Annotated in this window: 18 protein-coding genes and 1 other annotated feature; of the genes, 2 read left to right on the top strand and 16 right to left on the bottom strand. The window is 38.3% G+C overall.

From position 1 onward, the window contains the following. Nucleotides 1-94: 94 nt before the first annotated feature. Nucleotides 95-448, bottom strand: a complete 354-nt coding sequence (locus HDR40_RS04960; protein WP_290627122.1) for a helix-turn-helix domain-containing protein — start codon at nt 446-448, stop codon at nt 95-97. An 86-nt stretch (nt 449-534) separates the two neighbouring features. Further along, nucleotides 535-1302, bottom strand: coding sequence for an RNA methyltransferase (locus tag HDR40_RS04955; protein WP_290627120.1), 768 nt, complete (start codon nt 1300-1302; stop codon nt 535-537). Between the two features lie 105 nt (nt 1303-1407). Here HDR40_RS04955 and HDR40_RS04950 point away from each other — a divergent pair, with 105 nt between their 5' ends. Both HDR40_RS04950 and yidC read left to right on the top strand, forming a co-directional pair. Further along, the gene (locus tag HDR40_RS04950) at nt 1408-1680 is read left to right on the top strand and encodes an acylphosphatase (RefSeq protein WP_290627118.1); all 273 of its coding nucleotides are present in this window, start codon (nt 1408-1410) and stop codon (nt 1678-1680) included. A 75-nt stretch (nt 1681-1755) separates the two neighbouring features. Then, nucleotides 1756-2733: a membrane protein insertase YidC gene (gene yidC, locus HDR40_RS04945; RefSeq protein WP_290627116.1), complete on the top strand. Its 978-nt coding sequence runs from the start codon at nt 1756-1758 to the stop codon at nt 2731-2733. Between the two features lie 55 nt (nt 2734-2788). Here yidC and HDR40_RS04940 read toward each other — a convergent pair whose 3' ends face one another. The 14 genes from HDR40_RS04940 to HDR40_RS04875 all read right to left on the bottom strand — a co-directional run. Continuing rightward, nucleotides 2789-4327 (bottom strand): HAMP domain-containing histidine kinase, encoded by a 1539-nt coding sequence (locus tag HDR40_RS04940; protein ID WP_290627195.1) that lies wholly within the window; start codon nt 4325-4327, stop codon nt 2789-2791. Continuing rightward, the gene (locus HDR40_RS04935) at nt 4302-5030 is read right to left on the bottom strand and encodes a response regulator transcription factor (RefSeq protein WP_290627193.1); all 729 of its coding nucleotides are present in this window, start codon (nt 5028-5030) and stop codon (nt 4302-4304) included. Before HDR40_RS04935 ends, HDR40_RS04940 begins: the two co-directional genes overlap by 26 nt. 111 nt (nt 5031-5141) lie before the next feature. Then, on the bottom strand, nt 5142-5687 hold the full coding sequence (locus HDR40_RS04930) for a DUF177 domain-containing protein (protein WP_290627114.1): 546 nt from the start codon (nt 5685-5687) through the stop codon (nt 5142-5144). After that, entirely contained in the window at nt 5680-6846 is a 1167-nt protein-coding gene (locus tag HDR40_RS04925) for a nucleotidyltransferase (RefSeq protein WP_290627112.1), read from the bottom strand. Before HDR40_RS04925 ends, HDR40_RS04930 begins: the two co-directional genes overlap by 8 nt. A 9-nt stretch (nt 6847-6855) precedes the next feature. Continuing rightward, a complete protein-coding gene (gene rsfS, locus HDR40_RS04920) occupies nt 6856-7209 on the bottom strand; it encodes a ribosome silencing factor (protein ID WP_290627110.1) in 354 nt (117 codons plus the stop codon). A gap of 15 nt (nt 7210-7224) precedes the next feature. Beyond that, the gene (gene yqeK, locus HDR40_RS04915) at nt 7225-7824 is read right to left on the bottom strand and encodes a bis(5'-nucleosyl)-tetraphosphatase (symmetrical) YqeK (RefSeq protein WP_290627108.1); all 600 of its coding nucleotides are present in this window, start codon (nt 7822-7824) and stop codon (nt 7225-7227) included. Further along, nucleotides 7805-8443 carry a nicotinate-nucleotide adenylyltransferase gene (locus HDR40_RS04910; protein WP_290627107.1) on the bottom strand — a complete coding sequence of 213 codons (639 nt, stop codon included), beginning with the start codon at nt 8441-8443 and terminating at the stop codon, nt 7805-7807. Before HDR40_RS04910 ends, yqeK begins: the two co-directional genes overlap by 20 nt. A 1-nt stretch (nt 8444) precedes the next feature. Next, nucleotides 8445-9554 (bottom strand): ribosome biogenesis GTPase YqeH, encoded by a 1110-nt coding sequence (gene yqeH / locus HDR40_RS04905; protein ID WP_290627105.1) that lies wholly within the window; start codon nt 9552-9554, stop codon nt 8445-8447. Beyond that, nucleotides 9547-10074, bottom strand: coding sequence for a YqeG family HAD IIIA-type phosphatase (locus HDR40_RS04900; protein ID WP_290627103.1), 528 nt, complete (start codon nt 10072-10074; stop codon nt 9547-9549). Before HDR40_RS04900 ends, yqeH begins: the two co-directional genes overlap by 8 nt. Nucleotides 10075-10190: 116 nt before the next feature. After that, the gene (locus HDR40_RS04895) at nt 10191-11687 is read right to left on the bottom strand and encodes a peptide MFS transporter (RefSeq protein ID WP_290627101.1); all 1497 of its coding nucleotides are present in this window, start codon (nt 11685-11687) and stop codon (nt 10191-10193) included. Between the two features lie 162 nt (nt 11688-11849). After that, the gene (rplT, locus tag HDR40_RS04890; protein ID WP_290627099.1) at nt 11850-12206 is read right to left on the bottom strand and encodes a 50S ribosomal protein L20; all 357 of its coding nucleotides are present in this window, start codon (nt 12204-12206) and stop codon (nt 11850-11852) included. Between the two features lie 32 nt (nt 12207-12238). Then, nucleotides 12239-12439, bottom strand: coding sequence for a 50S ribosomal protein L35 (rpmI, locus tag HDR40_RS04885; RefSeq protein WP_209685054.1), 201 nt, complete (start codon nt 12437-12439; stop codon nt 12239-12241). 18 nt (nt 12440-12457) lie between these two features. Beyond that, entirely contained in the window at nt 12458-12979 is a 522-nt protein-coding gene (infC, locus tag HDR40_RS04880) for a translation initiation factor IF-3 (protein ID WP_290627094.1), read from the bottom strand. Nucleotides 12980-13017: 38 nt separating this feature from the next. Beyond that, nucleotides 13018-13136, bottom strand: a sequence feature (ribosomal protein L20 leader region). A gap of 92 nt (nt 13137-13228) precedes the next feature. After that, the coding region (locus HDR40_RS04875; protein WP_290627092.1) for a Rib/alpha-like domain-containing protein at nt 13229-18472 on the bottom strand (5244 nt) is incomplete at its 5' end.

The following is an 18472-nucleotide window of genomic DNA, read 5'->3' as shown; positions in this document are numbered from 1 at the left end:
TTCTCTCTAAAAAGAATCCACACTACTAATCTTGATCATTACATTTTTATTTCAAATAGTATATTAAAACAAAATCTATCAACTTGCAATGACTTTAAGCCCATTTATCAGCCCAACCATGAACTTGGTCAAATACTGGTTTCAATTCTACGCCCTTTTTAGTCAAAGTATAAGAAATAATACCAGTATCGCTATTAACATTACGTTTAACGATTTCTTGCTTTTCCAATTCTTTTAGTCTTTCAACTAAAACACGGTCACTGCAGCGACTAATACAACGCGCTAAGTCCTTGAAACGCATTGCTTGGGTATCGCACAATGAACTAATAATTAATCCATTCCACTTCTTTCCAATAATGTCAAAAGCACTTACAAAGTGACCACATAATGAGTAATCTTCTGGGTCGCTACAGGGTGTTACCATTTTCTTTTCAACAGTTTCAGCCATAATGATTCCTCCTAAAATAAACTTTAAACTCATTAATCTAATACTAATTATACAAAAAATTACTTACTAAAAACAAGCTTAATACTTTAGGCAAAATGATAAATCATAATTCCCGCTGCTACTGCTGCATTTAAAGATTCTGCTTGACCATAAATTGGAATATAAATTTTTTTATCAGCACTTTCAATTACTTCTTGACTAGCACCATGAGCTTCATTACCAATAATTAGTGCTAACTGGGGTACAGCTGGTGTATTATTTAACTTCTTAGCCCCCTTATCTAAGACACTCACGTATACTGGCATCCCATTTTCTTTAAAACTAGCAATTGCCTCCATAATTGGCGTTTGAATAATTTGAATATGGAATTGACTTCCTTGCATACTACGTTGAACTTTTGGATTATAGAGATCCACTGACTCTTTCGATAAAACTACCCCATCAAAACCTGCCGCATCTGCAGTTCTAATAATTGTTCCTACATTTCCTGGATCAGTCACATCATCTAAAACAACCCATTTACCGTATTCAAAACTAAAAGATTTTGGCTGATTAATCGGTAAGACCATAAATATATCTTGACTATTTTTAGTAGATGATAAATGATCACAAATCATATCATTAATTAAAATAGTTTTGTCATCAGTAAAACTACGGTTAGTTTCATCTTCTAACCGTCTTAATGCAGAGTCTGTCCCTAATAGATAATGATAATTTTCTTTACTCTGTAAAGCTTCCTTTACTAAATGAAAGCCTTCGATAAGATATAAATGTCTTTCTTTACGATATTTTTTCTTATCTAATTTACGAATTTCTTTGATAACTTTATTGTTTACTGAACTAATTTCTAACATTTTGATTCTTCTTTCTATTTCTATGTATTATTTTAGATTACCCTATGAAAAAATAAAATGTTAATATTGAAGTTAATAAAGAATATTAAGAAAAGAAGTGAAAATATGCAAACTAAACAAATTAATGTCTACGGAATTGTTCAAGGTGTTGGATTTAGGTGGTCAACCCAAGCCCTAGCTCAACAAATGGGGGTTCATGGTAATGTAAAAAATAATGCCGATGGTAGTGTAACAATTATTGCCCAAGCTGAACCCTTGAAACTAGCTGAGTTTATTTCTAAGGTCAAGGCATCCCCAACACCTGCTGGACATGTCGACAGAATCGAAGTTACTGATATTGAAGAAAAGCCACTACATTCTTTTAATGTCATTTTTTAGAACGACATTGCTAGGATTGCAAATTACTAGTAAACTTAAGACAGACTTTGTAGAAAGGCTCGATTTAATTTAAGAATGAAAAAATCAAAATACTTAAAATTAGCAGGACTTTTAGCAGTTATGGCTATCTTCTTAACTGCTTGTGCTAGCAGAACTAGTTCTGGTGCTTTACAACCACCTTCTAGCGGTCCATATGGTTGGATTTATAATATTTTTGGTCGTCCACTTCAAAATATTATGATCACAGTTAGCCAAAAAATTGGTGGTGCAAATGGAGCTGGTTGGGCAATCAGTATTATTACTTTAGTGGTACAGTTTATTGTTATGCCATTGAGATTAATTTCTCAAAGAAAAATGACAACTCAACAAGAAAAAATGCAAAAATTGCAACCACAAATAAAGTTGATCCAAAAAGCTTTGAAGACTCCTGGGATTACTCAATCACAACAAATGGAAATTAGCCAACTTCAAATGAAGATTTACCGTGAAAATAATCTTTCCATGACGGGTGGAATGGGATGTCTTCCTTTGCTTATCCAATTGCCAATTATGGCCGGTATTTATCAAGCGGTAGCTTATTCATCTACTTTGGCTCATTCAACTTTCTTTGGTATCTCACTTAGTCAAAGATCCATTGTCTTCACCGTCATTGCCACAGCACTTTACCTTCTTCAAGGTTACCTTTCAATGATTGGCTTACCAGAAGAACAAAAGAAAACTATGCGCATGACTTTATTTTTAAGTCCAGCAATGACTTTCTTTATTTCTATTTCATATTCTGGTGCTTTAGCCCTTTACTTCATGGCCGGTGGTGTCGTAATTGTAATCCAACAATTAATTACAACCTTCATTATTATGCCTAAGGTTAAAAAAGATGTAGCTGCTGAATTACAAGAACGTCCACTTAAGCAAGTTGTAACTCCAGAAGTTATTAACAATATTTTAGGTAAAGGTGACAACAGTTCTAAGACTTCCATTAAACAGAAGCAATTAAATCAAGACTTACGTCAACGTAATGCTGGAAAGCAAAAAAAGCCTAACAATAAAAAATAGCAAAAAAAATTCCTGATAGCAGATTAAAATTATCAAATCTGTTACCAGGAATTTTTTATTTATCATTTTTAGATTTTTTGTTATCTTCCTTTAGAAGTGGAAATTCAATTTTAAACTTACTACCTGAACCAAGTTGTGAAGTTACACCAATTTTACCATGATAACTTTCAACTAATTTTTGAGCAATTGATAAACCTAAACCATTCCCACCTTTTTCGCGAGTACGAGCTTTATCAACACGGTAGAAGCGATTAAAAATTTTCTTCTGCTCTTCTGCTGCAATCCCTTCACCAAAATCTTGTACAGTGATAATCACACTATCTTGATCATTAGCAGCATCTACTAGGATTTCTTTCCGATCCTTAGAATACTTAATTGCATTATCCATCAAAATGATCAATACCTGCTCTAAATGATTGCTATACATTTTAATGAAACAATGGGGTTTAAGATCCGCGTCATCATAACTAATTCTAAAATCAGGATGAATCATTTGCATATTATCTACTGTACGTTTTAATACACCATTAACTTCTGTTACCTCATTCGGGAATTGGATATCAATTTGCTCAGCACGAGTTAAATCAAGCATTTCTTGAATCAAATGCTTCATTCTATTAGCTTCTTGAAGTGAGGATTCGATTGATTCATCCAAAACTTTTGGATCATCCTTACCCCAGCGTTGTAACAAACTCATGTGACCCTGAATAACTGCAACAGGTGTTCGCAATTCATGAGAAACATCCCCAACAAACTGCTTTTGTTGTTGAATATATGCCTGCATTCGATCAAGCATTTGATTAAAACTATTTGCCAACTCCCCTAATTCATCTGTACGATTTAAATCAGGAATTCGCTCCTGACTATTAGGGTCGGCATTAATTTTATGCGAGATCTTTGACATCTTTTTAATTGGTTTGACGACGCTATTAACTACTAAATAAGACAGAATAATAAAGATAACTATGGCAAGAAATGATAAAATGACCATCCACCAACGAATAGTATGTAAAACTTTATTAGTTTGGGTCATTGAATTATCAACTACCAAATATCCTGTGAGCTTATGAGTACGATCAGAATAAATCTTTTGGTAAATATCTAAGTGTAAACCACTAGAAGTATAAACTAACTTATGAACATTATTAGCCGTAATTTTGGGCATTCGTTCAGAAATATTGTTCCCATTACTAAAAACAATATCACCACTTGTATCATAAATTGTAATACTTGTATCTCGATTAGCCAGAGTAGCTAAAACTTCATCATTAAAAACGCTAGTTTCACTACTACTTGTAACTGGGCTATTCTCTAAGATACGACTAGTATTGGGAGATAACTGAGGAACCACGTTAGAAATTTGTAATTTTTCAGGAATCCCAACTAATCTTTTTTGAAAGGTACTGACTATTTCTTGAGTATTACTTTGATCATTTTGAATCAGTTGTTGTCGAATTAAAGAATAAATTGCTATCGAAAATATTACAAAAGAGACTGTAATCGTCGCAGCAACTATGCTGACCCATTTAAAAGTTAATGACGATTTCTTAGTCTCTTTCTTTTCTTTTTTATTCGATTTCTTCACGATGCTCATCGTTTTCATCTGTTCTGACCATGTAACCAGTACCACGAACAGTCTTGATATAAGATGGGCGCCCAGGAACATCGATCTTATTACGCAAGTAACGTACATAAACTTCGACAACATTAGTTTCAATCTTTGATTCTGGACCCCAGATAGTATTAAGCAATTGTTCACGCGTTACAACATTGTTCTTATTTTCAATTAAAGTCATCAATAAGTTGTATTCACGCTTAGTCAAATCTACTTGCTTATCACCACGGTGAACAATACGGTTAGCGGTTTCAATGGTTAAATCATTGAAATGTACTACCTTTTGTACCCCCATAGTCTCACCCATAGATTTCTTTTCAATTTGAACTCGACGCAAAACAGCACGTAGACGAGCCAAGAGTTCTTCAATTGCAAAAGGCTTAACAATATAGTCATCTGCACCATGATCAAGTCCTGAAACACGATCAATCACTGAATCACGCGCAGTCATCATGATAATTGGTGTAGTCTTTACTTGACGTACGCGACGTGCAATTTCTAACCCATTTAAATTAGGCAACATTAAGTCCAATAAGATAGCATCAAAGTCTTCTTTTAATGCTAAATCTAAAGCCTTACGACCATCACTTTCAACTTCAGTTTCATAATTCTCATGTTGAAGCTCTAATTCTACAAATCGAGCTAAGCTTTTTTCATCCTCAACAATCAAAATTTTACTCATACCAGTTATTTCACTACCTTCTAATTTTATTGGCAATTCATCAGCTATGAATCGGAATTTTTTATTAATAATTTAATTTTAATTTTAAAAAATCGCCAATGCAAGCACTATTTAATTTTTATCTTGATCCTTGAATAAATCTTTTAATTTTGCGAATGCTGGATTCTCTTGGTCAGATTTTTCTTCTTGATATTCTTTTTCAGAAACAACTCGCCATTCATTTCCGGCAGGGAAATCGCCATTTTCTTTTTCATCTTCAGTTAAGATTACGGAAGGCAAACTTAACAATAAATTATCTTCAACTGCAGTTTGAAGATCAATCAAATCATTTTCTACTTTGATAATTGTTTCTTCTTCTTCAAGTTGTTCTTGAGTTGGTTTAACATCTGAATAATTTTCAGTAAAAGTAAAATCTTGGTGTAATTTTACAGGCTTTAAACTACGAGTAGAAGGTGCTTCCACATCAGCTTCTACCGTAAAGCTACCAGTAACAAATGGTTCTTGGTAGAAAAAGTCACCAGATACATGGACATTTTCTGCTTTATTTAAAAGTTCCTTGCTACGTTCAAAAAATTCTGGACTTAATTCAACATCACTATCAATGTGAGTTAAAGGATTTCTACTATTTTTTATTTGTGAATAAGAATAATTAAGCATTTTTCACCTCAATTGGGAAACGACCAAAATTTTGATCTACTCCCATCACTTGTTCAAATAAACGATCAGTTTTTACTTGTAGGGCTAAAGTTCCTGAACTAGCACCCTTTTTATCAACTTTAGAAATTACGGGAACTTCAAAATCTTTACGCATCTTTTTTAAATAATTACGACCACGTGTACTGTACCCTAAAAGCATGGTAGAAATATTATCAAACGAAGCAAAAAGTTCATCTGACTGTATATTTAACAAAGTATACAAACACAAGCGACGTAAGCGAGCATATGTATAACGCTTTGACTTAATTCGACGAAGAAAATCAGTAAAATCAAAGGCTTCATGAATTTCTTCCTTCATTTTATATTCAAGTCCTTCGCTCATTTGATAAATTTTTCGTAATTCTTCTACACTGGAACTCTCGATGCGATATTTAAGGAATTTATACAATAAGTTCCAGTTTGGATAAACTTTTTGCTTTTCTAATTGCAATAATTCCTGCTTAGGAACGATATTTTTTAAGGCACTTAAATCACCATCTTGATGATGTAAGATATAGTTTCTAATTGAAGTGGCAGAAGAAACAATATTTTCACGCATTAAGATATCATCATGTCCACTTCCAATCCGATGAATCGGATGAAGGTTTAAAGGATTTTCTAATGATTGACTAGCCACAGCATAGGCAATTGCTAGCATCAAATTAGGCTGATTGACTTCATGACCTACTTCACTCGCTACCATCTGATTATATTGGGTAGCGTAAGTTTGAGTATAATCTTTAAAATCAAAACGACCTTGTGGAATTTGTGAAATCTTCTGGGCTAAATATGAAAAATTCAAATTAGCATCTTCTACTCCAAAAACTAAATCTTGTGCACCTAGATCATGTAAGAGCTTAACACTTCCACCCGCAAAAATATCTGCTGGTTGAACAGCAAACGAAAAAGGTAACTCGAATACTAAGTCAGCGCCGGATGCCAAAGCGGCCTTGGCTCTACTCCACTTATCCATAATTGCCATCTGTCCACGTTGAACATAGTTACCAGACATCATGACGATAATTGGATCATTTCCAGCAACTAGACGCGCTTGATTGAGTAAAAACTCATGACCACTATGAAAGGGATTATATTCAGCTACGATCCCAACAACACCCATAATCTTCTCCTAGTCTTCTAAGTTTAATTCAAGCTTTTTACCATTACTCCAAAGCTTTTCAAGGCCATAAAATTCACGAGCTTCTTCAGTAAAAATATTAGCTACAACATCACCCATATCCAACAATAACCAGTTAGAATCTTTACTACCTTCAATACGGTAGTCTTCATTACCACTTTCGTGAATTTTATCAATAATGCTATTAGCAATAGCATGTAATTGTCTATTAGAACCAGCAGTAGTTACTACGTAGTAATCAGATAAAATACTTACGCCTTGCATATCATAAGCTTCAGTATCTTCACCATGACGTTCATCGATTGCTTCAATAGTTAAATCTAATAATTTTTTACTTTCTAACATTCTTTTTCCTTTCAATTATTTACGCTTAACTGCCCATTGGTTATAAGCAGCTAGAGTTTTAGGATAAATTTTTTGTCTATTTTTTATTAAAAATTCCAAGGTATGAGCTAGTTCAAAAGCTACTCCCTCGTCTAAGTTTGCAAAAGCAACCTCTCGAGCTTCCTGTACTCCAGGAAAATCTCTTCCAGGTTCAATAAAATCTGCCACAAAGACAATCTTATCTAATGTAGTCATTTCTACATCCCCAGTTGTATGACGTCTAATAGCGGTCAAAATCTCTGGATCAGTAATCTTTAATTCATGTTCAATAAAATAAGCTCCAACAATACCATGCCAGATGGCCCGATTATAATTCAATAAATCAGAATCAAATCCCTGCGTCTTGATTACTTCAATAAAACGTTCTGGTGCCACCTGCTTAGCATAATCATGGATAAAACCAGCTAAAGCAGCCTTCTCTTCATCGTAATTATTTAAACGAGCTAATTTGCGACTAGTTTCACTCACCCCAATACAGTGCTTGAATCTTTTTTCATCCATATTAGCTTTTTCTTTAGCAACAATTTCTTCACTAGAAAGTGGTGAATAAGTATTTTTAAACTCGATGTTCTCCAAGATATAAGCCTCTTTGCTCGATATATAATCTTACTTCTTCTGGAACCAAATAGCGGATAGATTGTCCTGTAGCGATATTTTGACGAATTCGCGATGAACTAATATCCAAATTAGGCATATCAACCCAAATCATTGGATATTTAGGATTTTGAGGATAATTTGGTCTTCTAACCCCTACTAAAGTGGCTAAGAGAGATATTGTCTCTGGTTCCTTCCATTTTTCAAAATCATTCACTTCATCCCCACCCATAATCAAATAATATTGATTACGCGGTGCACGACGCTTCAAATATCGTAAAGTATCAACCGTATATGAAACTCCTCCACGCATAATTTCAAAAAGCATGACTCTAAAGTGCGGATTCGTACGGGTAGCTAATTCGAGCATATTTACCCGATCTCTAGCACTTACATTACCTGTCATTTCCTTATGGGGAGGCACATTATTAGGAATAAACCAAATTTCATCTAAGTCTAATTGTTTTCGAACTTGTTCTGCCATTAACAAGTGAGCAATATGAACTGGATTGAAAGTTCCACCCATAATCCCAATTCTTAACTTGGAGGCAGAAGTTGGTTCAAACTTTACTTCTGGCTTTTCATTTACAATAAATTGCATTTTAAATCAGAGCTCTTCTAATTCCTAATCCAATTCCATCTGGAGTATAAGCTTTAACAACAAGATCTTTTGGTACAGTAATAAAACCTACCCCACCAAATAAGATGTCACTTTTATCTTTAGTAGCAAAAGTTTGACCTTTCATTGGTCCTAAATCGTCTTTTGGACTTGGTGGTAAGAGTAAGTCATCCTTATGCTTTTCATAAAATGCATCTGCATTTTCTAATTTAGTTCGGTGAATATATAAATCACGTGCAGCATAAACTGTTACACCTGAAGGTTCACCTTCTAAAAAGTCAAATCGACCCAATCCTGCTAAAAATAAAGTTTGACCAGGTTGTAATTGGTAAGTAGCTGGCTTTAATGGCTTTTTAGGCTCAACCATCTCTAATTCCTTACCAGTTAAATGACTTGCCAGCTGGTTCTTGCTCATAATCCCCGGTGTGTCAATCAAATAATGACCATCAGAAAGTGGAATCTTGATTGCATCTAAAGTTGTACCTGGGAATTTAGAAGTAGTAATAACATCCTTTAATTCACTACGAGCACTAATAATGGCATTAATTAAAGTAGATTTACCAACATTAGTGGTACCAACGAAGTAAATATCCTTCTTTTTTCCCTTTTTAGCTAAGAAATCAATCAACTCATCTAAATTACGTTTCTTGGCTGCACTAACTAAGAAAATCTTTTCTGGTTGTAAACCATTGCGGTTAGATTCTTGACGCATCCAATCTTTAACCTTGCTTTCCTTAGTGTTCTTAGGGAAAAGGTCAACTTTATTACCAACAAGAACATATTCATTACCACCAATGAAACGTTTAAGAGCTGGGATAAGAGAGTTACTAAAGTCAAAAAGATCGACAACATTAACCACTAAGGCATTCTTCTCACCGATTGAGTTAAGTAGTGCTAAAAAGTCGTCGTTATTTTCCTCAACAGGCATAATTTCATTATAGTGACGCAAACGGAAACAACGTTGACAGTAAACATCACTATCTTCATTCTTAATTGCTTTTTCTAAAGCACTTTTCGGTAAATATCCAGACTTTGTTGGATCTTCACTTTGAAGTGTACTACCACAGCCAATACATTTAATTTCTTCATCCATTTTGTTCAAGTTTCTCCTTAAAAGTTACCGGCTTTTTTAAGCCTAAAAAGAAAAAGATAAATTTTTCAAAGAAACGATTTATTCTTGTATTCCATTTATCAGTTTCTACTAATGGTTTAACTAAAACTGTACCAACACCAGCCAGATTACCTGCTTGAATATCAGTAATCAATTGGTCACCGACCATTAAAACCTGATTCTTATTAAGCTTTAAAATCTTAAGTTCTTTATTAATACCGATTGGTAAAGGTTTACGAGCCTTAGCAATAAATTGAATATGATAAGGATTAAGTACTTTACCAATTCTTTCAGCATTATTATTAGAAATTACAACTAGCTTGATACCAGCCTTGGCTAATTTTTTATTCAATTGATCCATTTCTACAGCTGTATCTGCTTTATTCCAGGCCAACAAAGTATTATCTAAATCAGAAAATATGGCCTTTATTCCCATCTTATTAAGCTGCTTAGGATCAAGATTATAAATTGTATCAATTGTATATCGGGGTCTAAATAACATTACATCGTCTCCAAATTTATATCATATATATATTATCAAAAATTAAGGAGTATTAAAAATATTAACAAAAAATATCGTTAAAAATTAATTTTTAACGATATTTTGAAAATTATTTATTAATGTACACCGTCCATTAGACTGAAAATCTTCTTGGACATAGCGAATAAAATAATACCAAATATGATACTTACTACACCGACAGCTAAGAAATATGGAACTTCAGTAGCAGTTGAATAGTACTTAACAATTTGGGCGTTCACAGCTTGACCAGCAGCATCGGCTAAGAACCACATACTCATCATCTGAGACTTGTAGGCCTTAGGTGCAAGCTTAGTAGTAACTGATAAACCAATTGGAGAAATAAGCATTTCAGCAATTTCCACAATAAACCATGAACCTACTAACCAAAGTGGACTTACACGACCACTAGTACCGAATAAGATACCAGGAATAGCCATCCATGCATAAGAAAGTCCAGCAAAAACTAAACCAGCAGCAAACTTCTTAGGAGAACTTGGTTGGTTCTTCCAGTGTTCCCATAGCCAAACAAAGAATGGCGTTAAAATCATAATAAATAATGGGTTCAAAGTTTGGAAGTTAGCGGCTTGGAAATGCCAGCCACCAATGTGAAGTACAGTTCTTTCTTGAGCAAATAATGCTAAAACAACAGAACCTGATTCTTCAATTCCCCAGAAAATTGCGGCTGCGATAAATAAAGGAATATATGCAGTTACACGAGACTTTTCAACCTTAGTAACTTTCTTACTACGAAGCATAATTACGAAGTAGTAAATTGGAATTGCGATTGCTAGGATTGTCAACAAGTTAACAATGTTGTCAATAGTCAATTGACCAAAGGCTGCCATAGCTGCAAGCAAGAGAATTACAACTACAACGGCAATTACAACCTTCTTAATAATTGCATTTAAATCTTTTTTATCGATTGGATCAGTTGGAAGTAAACTTGCATTAGAAAGGTACTTCTTACCACCAAAATAATATTGTAAAAGTCCAAAGAACATACCAATCGCTGCTAATGCGAATCCAGCATGGAAGTTAGTGGTATTGCCAAACAAATGCATCCCAAATCCATCTGATGCCCAAGGTACTAAGATTGGCGCAATTGCTGAACCTAAGTTAATACCAAATACAAATAAACTGAATCCTGCATCTCGACGGCGGTCATTCTCTGAATATAAACCACCAACCATATCAGATACATTAGGCTTAAGTAAACCAGTACCAGCAACAATTAAGGCAATGGAAGCATATAGAGCTGCTTCACCCCAGGGAACAGCTAAAACCATATGACCAATCATAATCAAGACACCACCGATAAAAACAGTTCGTCTTGGTCCCCAAACACGGTCAGAAAGCCAACCACCAACAACACTTGAAAGGTAAACCAATGAGCCGTAAATCGACATCACTGAGGCTGCGGTAGTTTGGTTCATGCCTAAACCACCCTTAGTTACTGCATAATACATGTAGAATAGCAGGATTGCCCGCATTCCGTAGTAACTAAAACGTTCCCACATTTCAGTGAAGAATAAAGTGGATAGACCTCGAGGCTGACCGAAGAACGCCGTGTCCATATTTTTCTTCTTATCCATTAAATAAAAAACACTCTCCTTAACTTTTAATAACAGAGTCAGCATTAATTATATATTAAAAATAAAAAGTCGTCAAAATCTCTCATAAAATTATCATAATTTATCTAAGTACAAAAAAAGACTTCAGAATTTAATCTGAAGTCTTAATTTTTAATATTTGGCTTATGCTAAAGCTTTCTTAGCAGTTTCTGCTAAATCAGCAAATGCCTTTTCATCGTTGTAAGCAAGGTCAGCTAACATCTTACGGTTCATGTCAACACCTGCAACCTTAAGACCGTGCATTAACTTGCTGTATGAAAGACCATTTTGTCTTGCAGCTGCGTTGATACGAGCGATCCATAATCTTCTGAATTCACTCTTACGCTTCTTACGGTCACGGAAAGCATACTTACGTGATACGAAGATTTGAGTACTTGCTGCTTTAAATTGAACGTGCTTTGAGCCACGGTAACCCTTGGCTAACTTCAAAAGCTTCTTACGACGTGCACGTGTTACGGTTCCACCTTTAGTTCTTGGCATCTAAAATTCCTCCTCAAAAAGTCTTTCTAAAATTAACGCATTTGGGAAAGCATCTGTTTGATGCGCTTCATATCACTTGCTGAAACCATTGCAGCTTTTCTCAAATGACGACGTTGTTTCTTAGTCTTACCGTGGAAACGGTGACCAGTGTAAGCGTGATGACGCTTTAAACCACCATTAGCAGTTCTCTTAAAACGCTTTGCGGAAGCGCGGTGTGTCTTTTGCTTTGGCATATCTATTCCTCCAATTAACTATTTCTTTTGCTTCTTTTCTTTTTCACTCAAAGGAGCAAGCATCAAGAACATAGAACGGCCTTCCATCTTAGGCTTAGTAATTACCTTAGATAAGTCGCTAGCTTCATCAGCCATCTTCTCTAAAACTTGCTTACCTAATTCTTTGTGAGTGATAGCACGGCCTCTAAAGCGAATAGAAACTCTAACTTTAGCGCCTTTAGTTAAGAATTTACGAACATGCTTTAACTTTGTGTCAAAGTCATTTCCTTCGATTGTTGGACTTAAACGAATTTCCTTAACTGCAATTACCTTTTGATTTTTACGATTCTCTTTAGCTTTCTTTTGTTGTTCGAAGCGGTACTTACCGTAATCCATTACACGAGCAACAGGTGGCTTAGCATTTGGAGAAATAAGAACCAAATCCATGTCAGCATCAGCAGCTGCACGTAAAGCTTCTTGCTTAGATACAACACCAACTTGTTGGCCATCTGCACCAATCAAACGAACTTCACGAGCACGGATATCTTCGTTTAAAATCATATTTCTTGGTATGGGTATTCACCTCCACGTTAATTTCGAGGACAAGAAAAAGACGGGCAAAAGTAACGCCCGCCTTTAATCAACAGATATTATCGATTAGCCCAGAGGTCCTTCTTGTTTTAACTTAGGCGAGAAGCGGGTGCTTCTTCTTGTTCTCAACTATTGTATTATACCACCTAGACAAGATTCGTCAAGTACAAAAAAAAAGAGAAGTACTAAAAAGTACTTCCCTTCATTTTTGAACTAAAATTAGTCCTTCTTCCGTTTTTTGATGTCTGCCAATCCAAAGATGAATCCTAGACTTGCTAAGGCTAATCCTAAGATTGTTGCCATATTGTCTAATTGGCTTGCACCAGTTTGTGGTAATTGCTTATCACTCTCTTTAGCGTTTTGACTATCATTTTCATAACCATGATCTTTAAGCCATTGAATACGACGCTCATTTGCATTGCCATAACGATGTCTTGAAGCTGTACGGGTAGCTGAGCGACTTGTACGACCTTCATCAGGCATATTAGTTGCACGTGGACGAACCACTACTTCAACAGTTCTTGTTTCAGTATGTCCATCAGCATAAGTAATTTCTACTACACCTGTGTGTACTCCTAATGTAGAAACATTTGGTTCCTTAATCCATTTTACAGTAGCACCCTTAGGTAAGTTTTGAATACTTTCACTTGCATCTGGAAGTGTACCTAAAGTAGTTTGAACATGCTTAACACTTGGCTTCACTGCTTTAGAAGCATGTGAGCTTGTAGCAGAGGAAGCTGCGCTGCTTGCACTTGAACTTGCTTGAGAAGCAGCACTACTTGCTTGACTAGGTGTATCGCTAGTTTGGTATAAGCTATTTTCAGCCTCACTCTTAGCGGCACTTGCTACTTTAGCAAATTCCATTTCAGCATTTGCTGCGCTTGCGGCTACACTAGCTGCACTCTTAGCAATTTCTTCATCAAGAGCTGCTTGACTTGCAGCAGTTGATGCTACTGCTTCAGCACTCTTAGCAGCATCGCTTGCGGCACTTGCTAAACTTGCAAGACCTTCTGCCGCACTAGTATTACCTGCCTTAGCATAGCTATCTGCTGCAGCTGCAGCGCTATTAGCTACATCAGCTGCACTCTTAGCAATTGCATCTGCTTCACTAGCCTTAGCGTGTTGGTCTACCGCATCATTAGCTGCACTTGAAGCTACATTTCCTGCACTGGTTGCCACACTGGCTGCACTAGATGCTGCACTTGCAGCACTGCTTGCCACGCTGGCAGCACTTACTACAGTAGGATTAGTTGGGTAAGCATCAGCCATTGATGCTACTTCGTCAGCCACGCTAGTGGCAAGGTTAGCAGTTGAAGAAGCTTGCTCTACAGATTCACTTGCTTCACTACTGTAACCATCTGTACCATTTGCAGCACTACTTGCAGCTTGTTCATATGAATGAACATCAGCTGATGCTACACTCGCACTCTTAGCTTCTTCACTTGCTTGACTTGCGGCATTTTCACCATCAATAGCACTTTGGGCTTCACTCTTAGCTTCAGAAACAATTCCGTTAGCAGCAATAAATTCTAAACCAGCATTTTGTGCAAGATCAGCTAACTCTGCAGCAAGGGCCTCATCAGAAATAGCGCGATCGGCAGCACTCTTAGCTTCAGATTCAGCATTCTTAGCTGTAGCGTATGCATCAACAGCTGCACTTGCGGCACTACTTGCTACTGCATGGTTACCAGCGGCAGCTGCACTTACGGCAACTTCAGCATAACTATTAGCTAAGTCAGCAGCAGATTTAGCCTTAGCATCTGCTTGCTTAGCAATTGTAGTTGCTGTACTTGCATCGTTTTCTGCACTGGTTGCAGTTGAAGCGGCACTAGTTGCTAAACTTGCGGCGCTACTTGCTACGCTTGCGGCACTGCTTGCTTTAGCTGCTGCACTTGCTACCAAACTATTAGTTGGATGAGTATTTGCCATTGATGTGACATCATTAGAAACACTGTTAGCTTGTTGTGCAACTGATGAAGCTTGACTTGCAGATTCGCTAGTCTTAGTACCATAACTTCCTGTAGCACTTGCGGCGCTGCTTGCCTCACTTGCGTATTCACTAGTTTTAACTGAAGCAGCAGAGCTTGCATGATCTTTAGCTGTATCTGCATTATCTTCATCAATAATTGCAGCTTCTGCTTCATTCTTAGCTGTACTTGCGGCTTCATCAAAGTTTACAGCATCTTGGGCTGCACTAGATGCTACGCTTGCAGCACTTGAAGCTATCTTTTCATCTTCAATTGCTTGACTTGCTGCGCTTGATGCTGCACTTGCGGCACTGGATGCTGCAACACTGGCTTGACTTGCTACCGCAGCTGCACTTTGAGCTGCACTTGTATTTCCTGCCTTTGCGTAGCTATCTGCTGCACTTGCGGCACTATTTGCAACACTTGCGGCACTGCTTGCGACTTGATCTGCTGAACTTGCAGCTTCATGTTGGGTAAGCGCATCATTTGTAGCATTTGAAGCTACATCTGCAGCACTTGAAGCTACAGTAGAAGCGCTTTGGGCTGCACTTGCAGCACTACTTGCGGCTTTAGCAGCACTTGAAACTAGAGAGTTAGTTGGGTATTCACTCGCCATTGAAGCTACTTCGCTGGCTACATCACTTGCGTGACTTGCAGTACTTGAAGCTTCGCTAGAACTCTCTGAAGCATTATCAGTATAACTATCTGCTTCACTTGCGGCACTGCTTGCTGACTGTTCGTATGACTGAACTGCTGTTGAAGCAGTATCTGCATCTGAAGCCGCACTACTTGCTTCGTCTGCAGCACTTTCACCGTTGATAGCGTCTTGTGCTTCGCTCTTAGCTTCATTTACTGTATCATCTGCTTCACTTGCAATCTTAGCCATTTCACTAGCTACGCTTGCTCCACTTGAAGCCACACTTGCATAACTTTGAGCAATAGATGCTGCTGCACTTGCAGTACTTTCTGCACTCTTAGCCACACTGGCTGCACTACTTGCAGCACTGGATGCGCTACTTGCTGCGCTCATGTCACCAGCAGCTGCTGCGCTTTCTGCCTCACTCTTAGCCTTGTCTGCTTCGCTAGCTGCGCTCTTAGCTATTGAATCTGCTTCACTAGCTTGATCAAATTCATCACTAGCTAAACTTGCGGCACTTGATGCAGCGCTTGTAGCACTTGAGGCTTCAGTTTCAGCACTGCTTGCTACGCTGGCTGCACTGGATGCCTTTTCGGCTGCACTTGAAACTAATGAGTTATCAGAATGTTCGCTAGCCATTGAAGCTACTTCGCTGGCTACATCACTTGCGTGACTTGCAGAACTTGAGGCTGAACTCGTAGAGTCTGATGCCTCACTGGTTTCTGAATTTGCAGTATCTGCAGCACTACTTGCTACACTTGCATATGAACTTGTTTGCGTTACTGAAGTACTTGCATCACTAGCTGCACTACTTGCACTATTTGCAGAGTCGCTACCTTGTTTCAAGTTATCTTCTGCTTCGCTCTTAGCCTTAGTTGCTTCATCATCAAAGTTTGCGGCATCTGAAGCTGCACTCTTAGCTGTACTTGCAGCATCTGATGCTTTCTTTTCATCTTCTATTGCCTGACTTGCGGCACTTGATGCAATGGCTTCTGCACTCTTAGCTGCAGAACTAGCTTGACTTGCTACACTAGCTAAGCTTTCTGCGGCACTTGCATTACCAGCCTTGGCGTAACTATCAGCCTCACTTGCAGCACTATTTGCAACACTTGCGGCACTGGATGCAATAGAATCTGCTTCACTTGCCTTGGCGTGTTGGTCTACCGCATCGCTCGCAACACTGCTTGCCACACTAGCTGCGCTACTTGCTACTTCTGCAGCACTTGTTGCGCTACTTGCAGCTTCACTAGCTGCCTTGGCTGCACTAGATACAACTGTATTACTTGGATGCTCACTTGCCATTGAAGCTACTTCACTGGCAACATCACTTGCATGACTTGCAGAACTTGAAGCTTCGCTAGAACTTTCAGAAGCATTATGACTGTAGCTGCCAGCGGCACTTGCGGCACTACTTGCGGCCTGTTCATAGGAGTCTACTGCTGTTGAACTAATTGCAGCGTTTGATGCATCTTCACTGGCTTGACTTGCTGTGTCTTCTCCATTTGCTGCATCATCTGCTTCTGATTTAGCTTCACTTACAGTTTTATTTGCTTCACTGGCGATCTTAGCCATTTCACTTGCTACGCTTGCCGCACTGCTTGCTACTGATTCTGCTTCACTTGCGGCCTTGGCTGCGTCACTAGCTGCACTTTCTGCACTCTTAGCTGCACTCGCTGCGTTGCTTGCTGCGCTGGCTGCACTACTTGCGGCACTTGTATCACCTGCTGCGGCTGCACTTTCTGCTGCACTCTTAGCTGCACTTGCTTCTGATGCTGCACTCTTAGCTACTGAATCTGCTTCACTTGCCTTAGCGTATTCATCACTAGCTGAGCTTGCCGCATTGCTTGCTGCTTCGCTTGCACTACTTGCAGTATTTGCTGCACTACTTGCTACGCTGGCTGCACTGCTTGCCTTGGTTGCGGCACTTGATACCAAATCATTATTTGGTCGTGCATCTGCCATTGATTTGACTTCACTTGCTGTATCACTAGCGGCACTTGCTGAGCTGCTTGCTTCGTCGGTACTTGTGCTTGCGGCACTACTATCATTACCTGCTAAACTTGCTGAACTGCTTGCTTGACTTGCATATTCACTAGTCTTAACTGCACTTGAATCAGCTGCACTTGAGGCACTACCTGCTTCGCTTGTTGAACCGCTACCTTGCTTCAAGTTGTCTTCTGCTTCGCTCTTGGCCTTGTTTGCCGCATCATCAAAGTTTGCGGCATCTGCGGCTGCACTCGCTGCATCTTCTGAAGCTTTCTTAGCAATTCCTTCATCTACGATTGCTTGACTTGCTGCTTCGCTTGCGGCACTTTCTGCACTCTTTGCGGCTTCACTTGCGGCACTTGCTACTGATGCGGCACTTTGCGCTGCACTTGTATTACCAGCCTTGGCGTAACTATCTGCCTCACTTGCAGCACTATTTGCTGCTGATGCGGCACTGGATGCAACTGCATCTTCTGAACTTGCCTTGTCGTGTTGTTTTACCGCATCGTTAGCTGCACTGCTTGCTACAGTCGCTGCACTACTTGCCTTGGCTGCTGCACTTGTTGCACTACTTGCGGCTGAGCTGGCTGCACTTGCTGCACTTGCTACAACTGTGTTATTTGGATATTCACTTGCTAAGCTTGCTACATCTTCTGCTGCACTTTGTGCATCTTTTGCTGAACTTGCTGCTGAACTTGAGCTTTCACTTGCTCCTGTACTGTAGCTTCCGGCTGCACTTGCCGCACTGCTTGCGGCTTGTTCATAGGAGTCTACTGCTGTTGAACTAATTGCAGCGTTTGATGCATCTTCACTGGCTTGACTTGCTGTGTCTTCTCCATTTGCTGCATCATCTGCTTCTGATTTAGCTTCACT

The sequence above is a fragment of the Lactobacillus sp. genome (genome assembly GCF_014803895.1).
Note: the sequence above shows the minus strand (reverse complement) of the source record. Positions and strands in the feature narration are given on the sequence as shown.

What these genes read in the sequence shown, in the direction of transcription:
- HDR40_RS04960 (WP_290627122.1), bottom strand. Translation starts at nt 448, where the DNA reads ATGGCTGAAACTGTTGAAAAGAAAATGGTAACACCCTGTAGCGACCCA.
- HDR40_RS04955 (WP_290627120.1), bottom strand. Translation starts at nt 1,302, where the DNA reads ATGTTAGAAATTAGTTCAGTAAACAATAAAGTTATCAAAGAAATTCGT.
- HDR40_RS04950 (WP_290627118.1), top strand. Translation starts at nt 1,408, where the DNA reads ATGCAAACTAAACAAATTAATGTCTACGGAATTGTTCAAGGTGTTGGA.
- yidC (WP_290627116.1), top strand. Translation starts at nt 1,756, where the DNA reads ATGAAAAAATCAAAATACTTAAAATTAGCAGGACTTTTAGCAGTTATG.
- HDR40_RS04940 (WP_290627195.1), bottom strand. Translation starts at nt 4,327, where the DNA reads ATGAGCATCGTGAAGAAATCGAATAAAAAAGAAAAGAAAGAGACTAAG.
- HDR40_RS04935 (WP_290627193.1), bottom strand. Translation starts at nt 5,030, where the DNA reads ATGAGTAAAATTTTGATTGTTGAGGATGAAAAAAGCTTAGCTCGATTT.
- HDR40_RS04930 (WP_290627114.1), bottom strand. Translation starts at nt 5,687, where the DNA reads ATGCTTAATTATTCTTATTCACAAATAAAAAATAGTAGAAATCCTTTA.
- HDR40_RS04925 (WP_290627112.1), bottom strand. Translation starts at nt 6,846, where the DNA reads ATGGGTGTTGTTGGGATCGTAGCTGAATATAATCCCTTTCATAGTGGT.
- rsfS (WP_290627110.1), bottom strand. Translation starts at nt 7,209, where the DNA reads ATGTTAGAAAGTAAAAAATTATTAGATTTAACTATTGAAGCAATCGAT.
- HDR40_RS04910 (WP_290627107.1), bottom strand. Translation starts at nt 8,443, where the DNA reads ATGCAATTTATTGTAAATGAAAAGCCAGAAGTAAAGTTTGAACCAACT.
- yqeH (WP_290627105.1), bottom strand. Translation starts at nt 9,554, where the DNA reads ATGGATGAAGAAATTAAATGTATTGGCTGTGGTAGTACACTTCAAAGT.
- HDR40_RS04900 (WP_290627103.1), bottom strand. Translation starts at nt 10,074, where the DNA reads ATGTTATTTAGACCCCGATATACAATTGATACAATTTATAATCTTGAT.
- HDR40_RS04895 (WP_290627101.1), bottom strand. Translation starts at nt 11,687, where the DNA reads ATGGATAAGAAGAAAAATATGGACACGGCGTTCTTCGGTCAGCCTCGA.
- rplT (WP_290627099.1), bottom strand. Translation starts at nt 12,206, where the DNA reads ATGCCAAGAACTAAAGGTGGAACCGTAACACGTGCACGTCGTAAGAAG.
- rpmI (WP_209685054.1), bottom strand. Translation starts at nt 12,439, where the DNA reads ATGCCAAAGCAAAAGACACACCGCGCTTCCGCAAAGCGTTTTAAGAGA.
- infC (WP_290627094.1), bottom strand. Translation starts at nt 12,979, where the DNA reads ATGATTTTAAACGAAGATATCCGTGCTCGTGAAGTTCGTTTGATTGGT.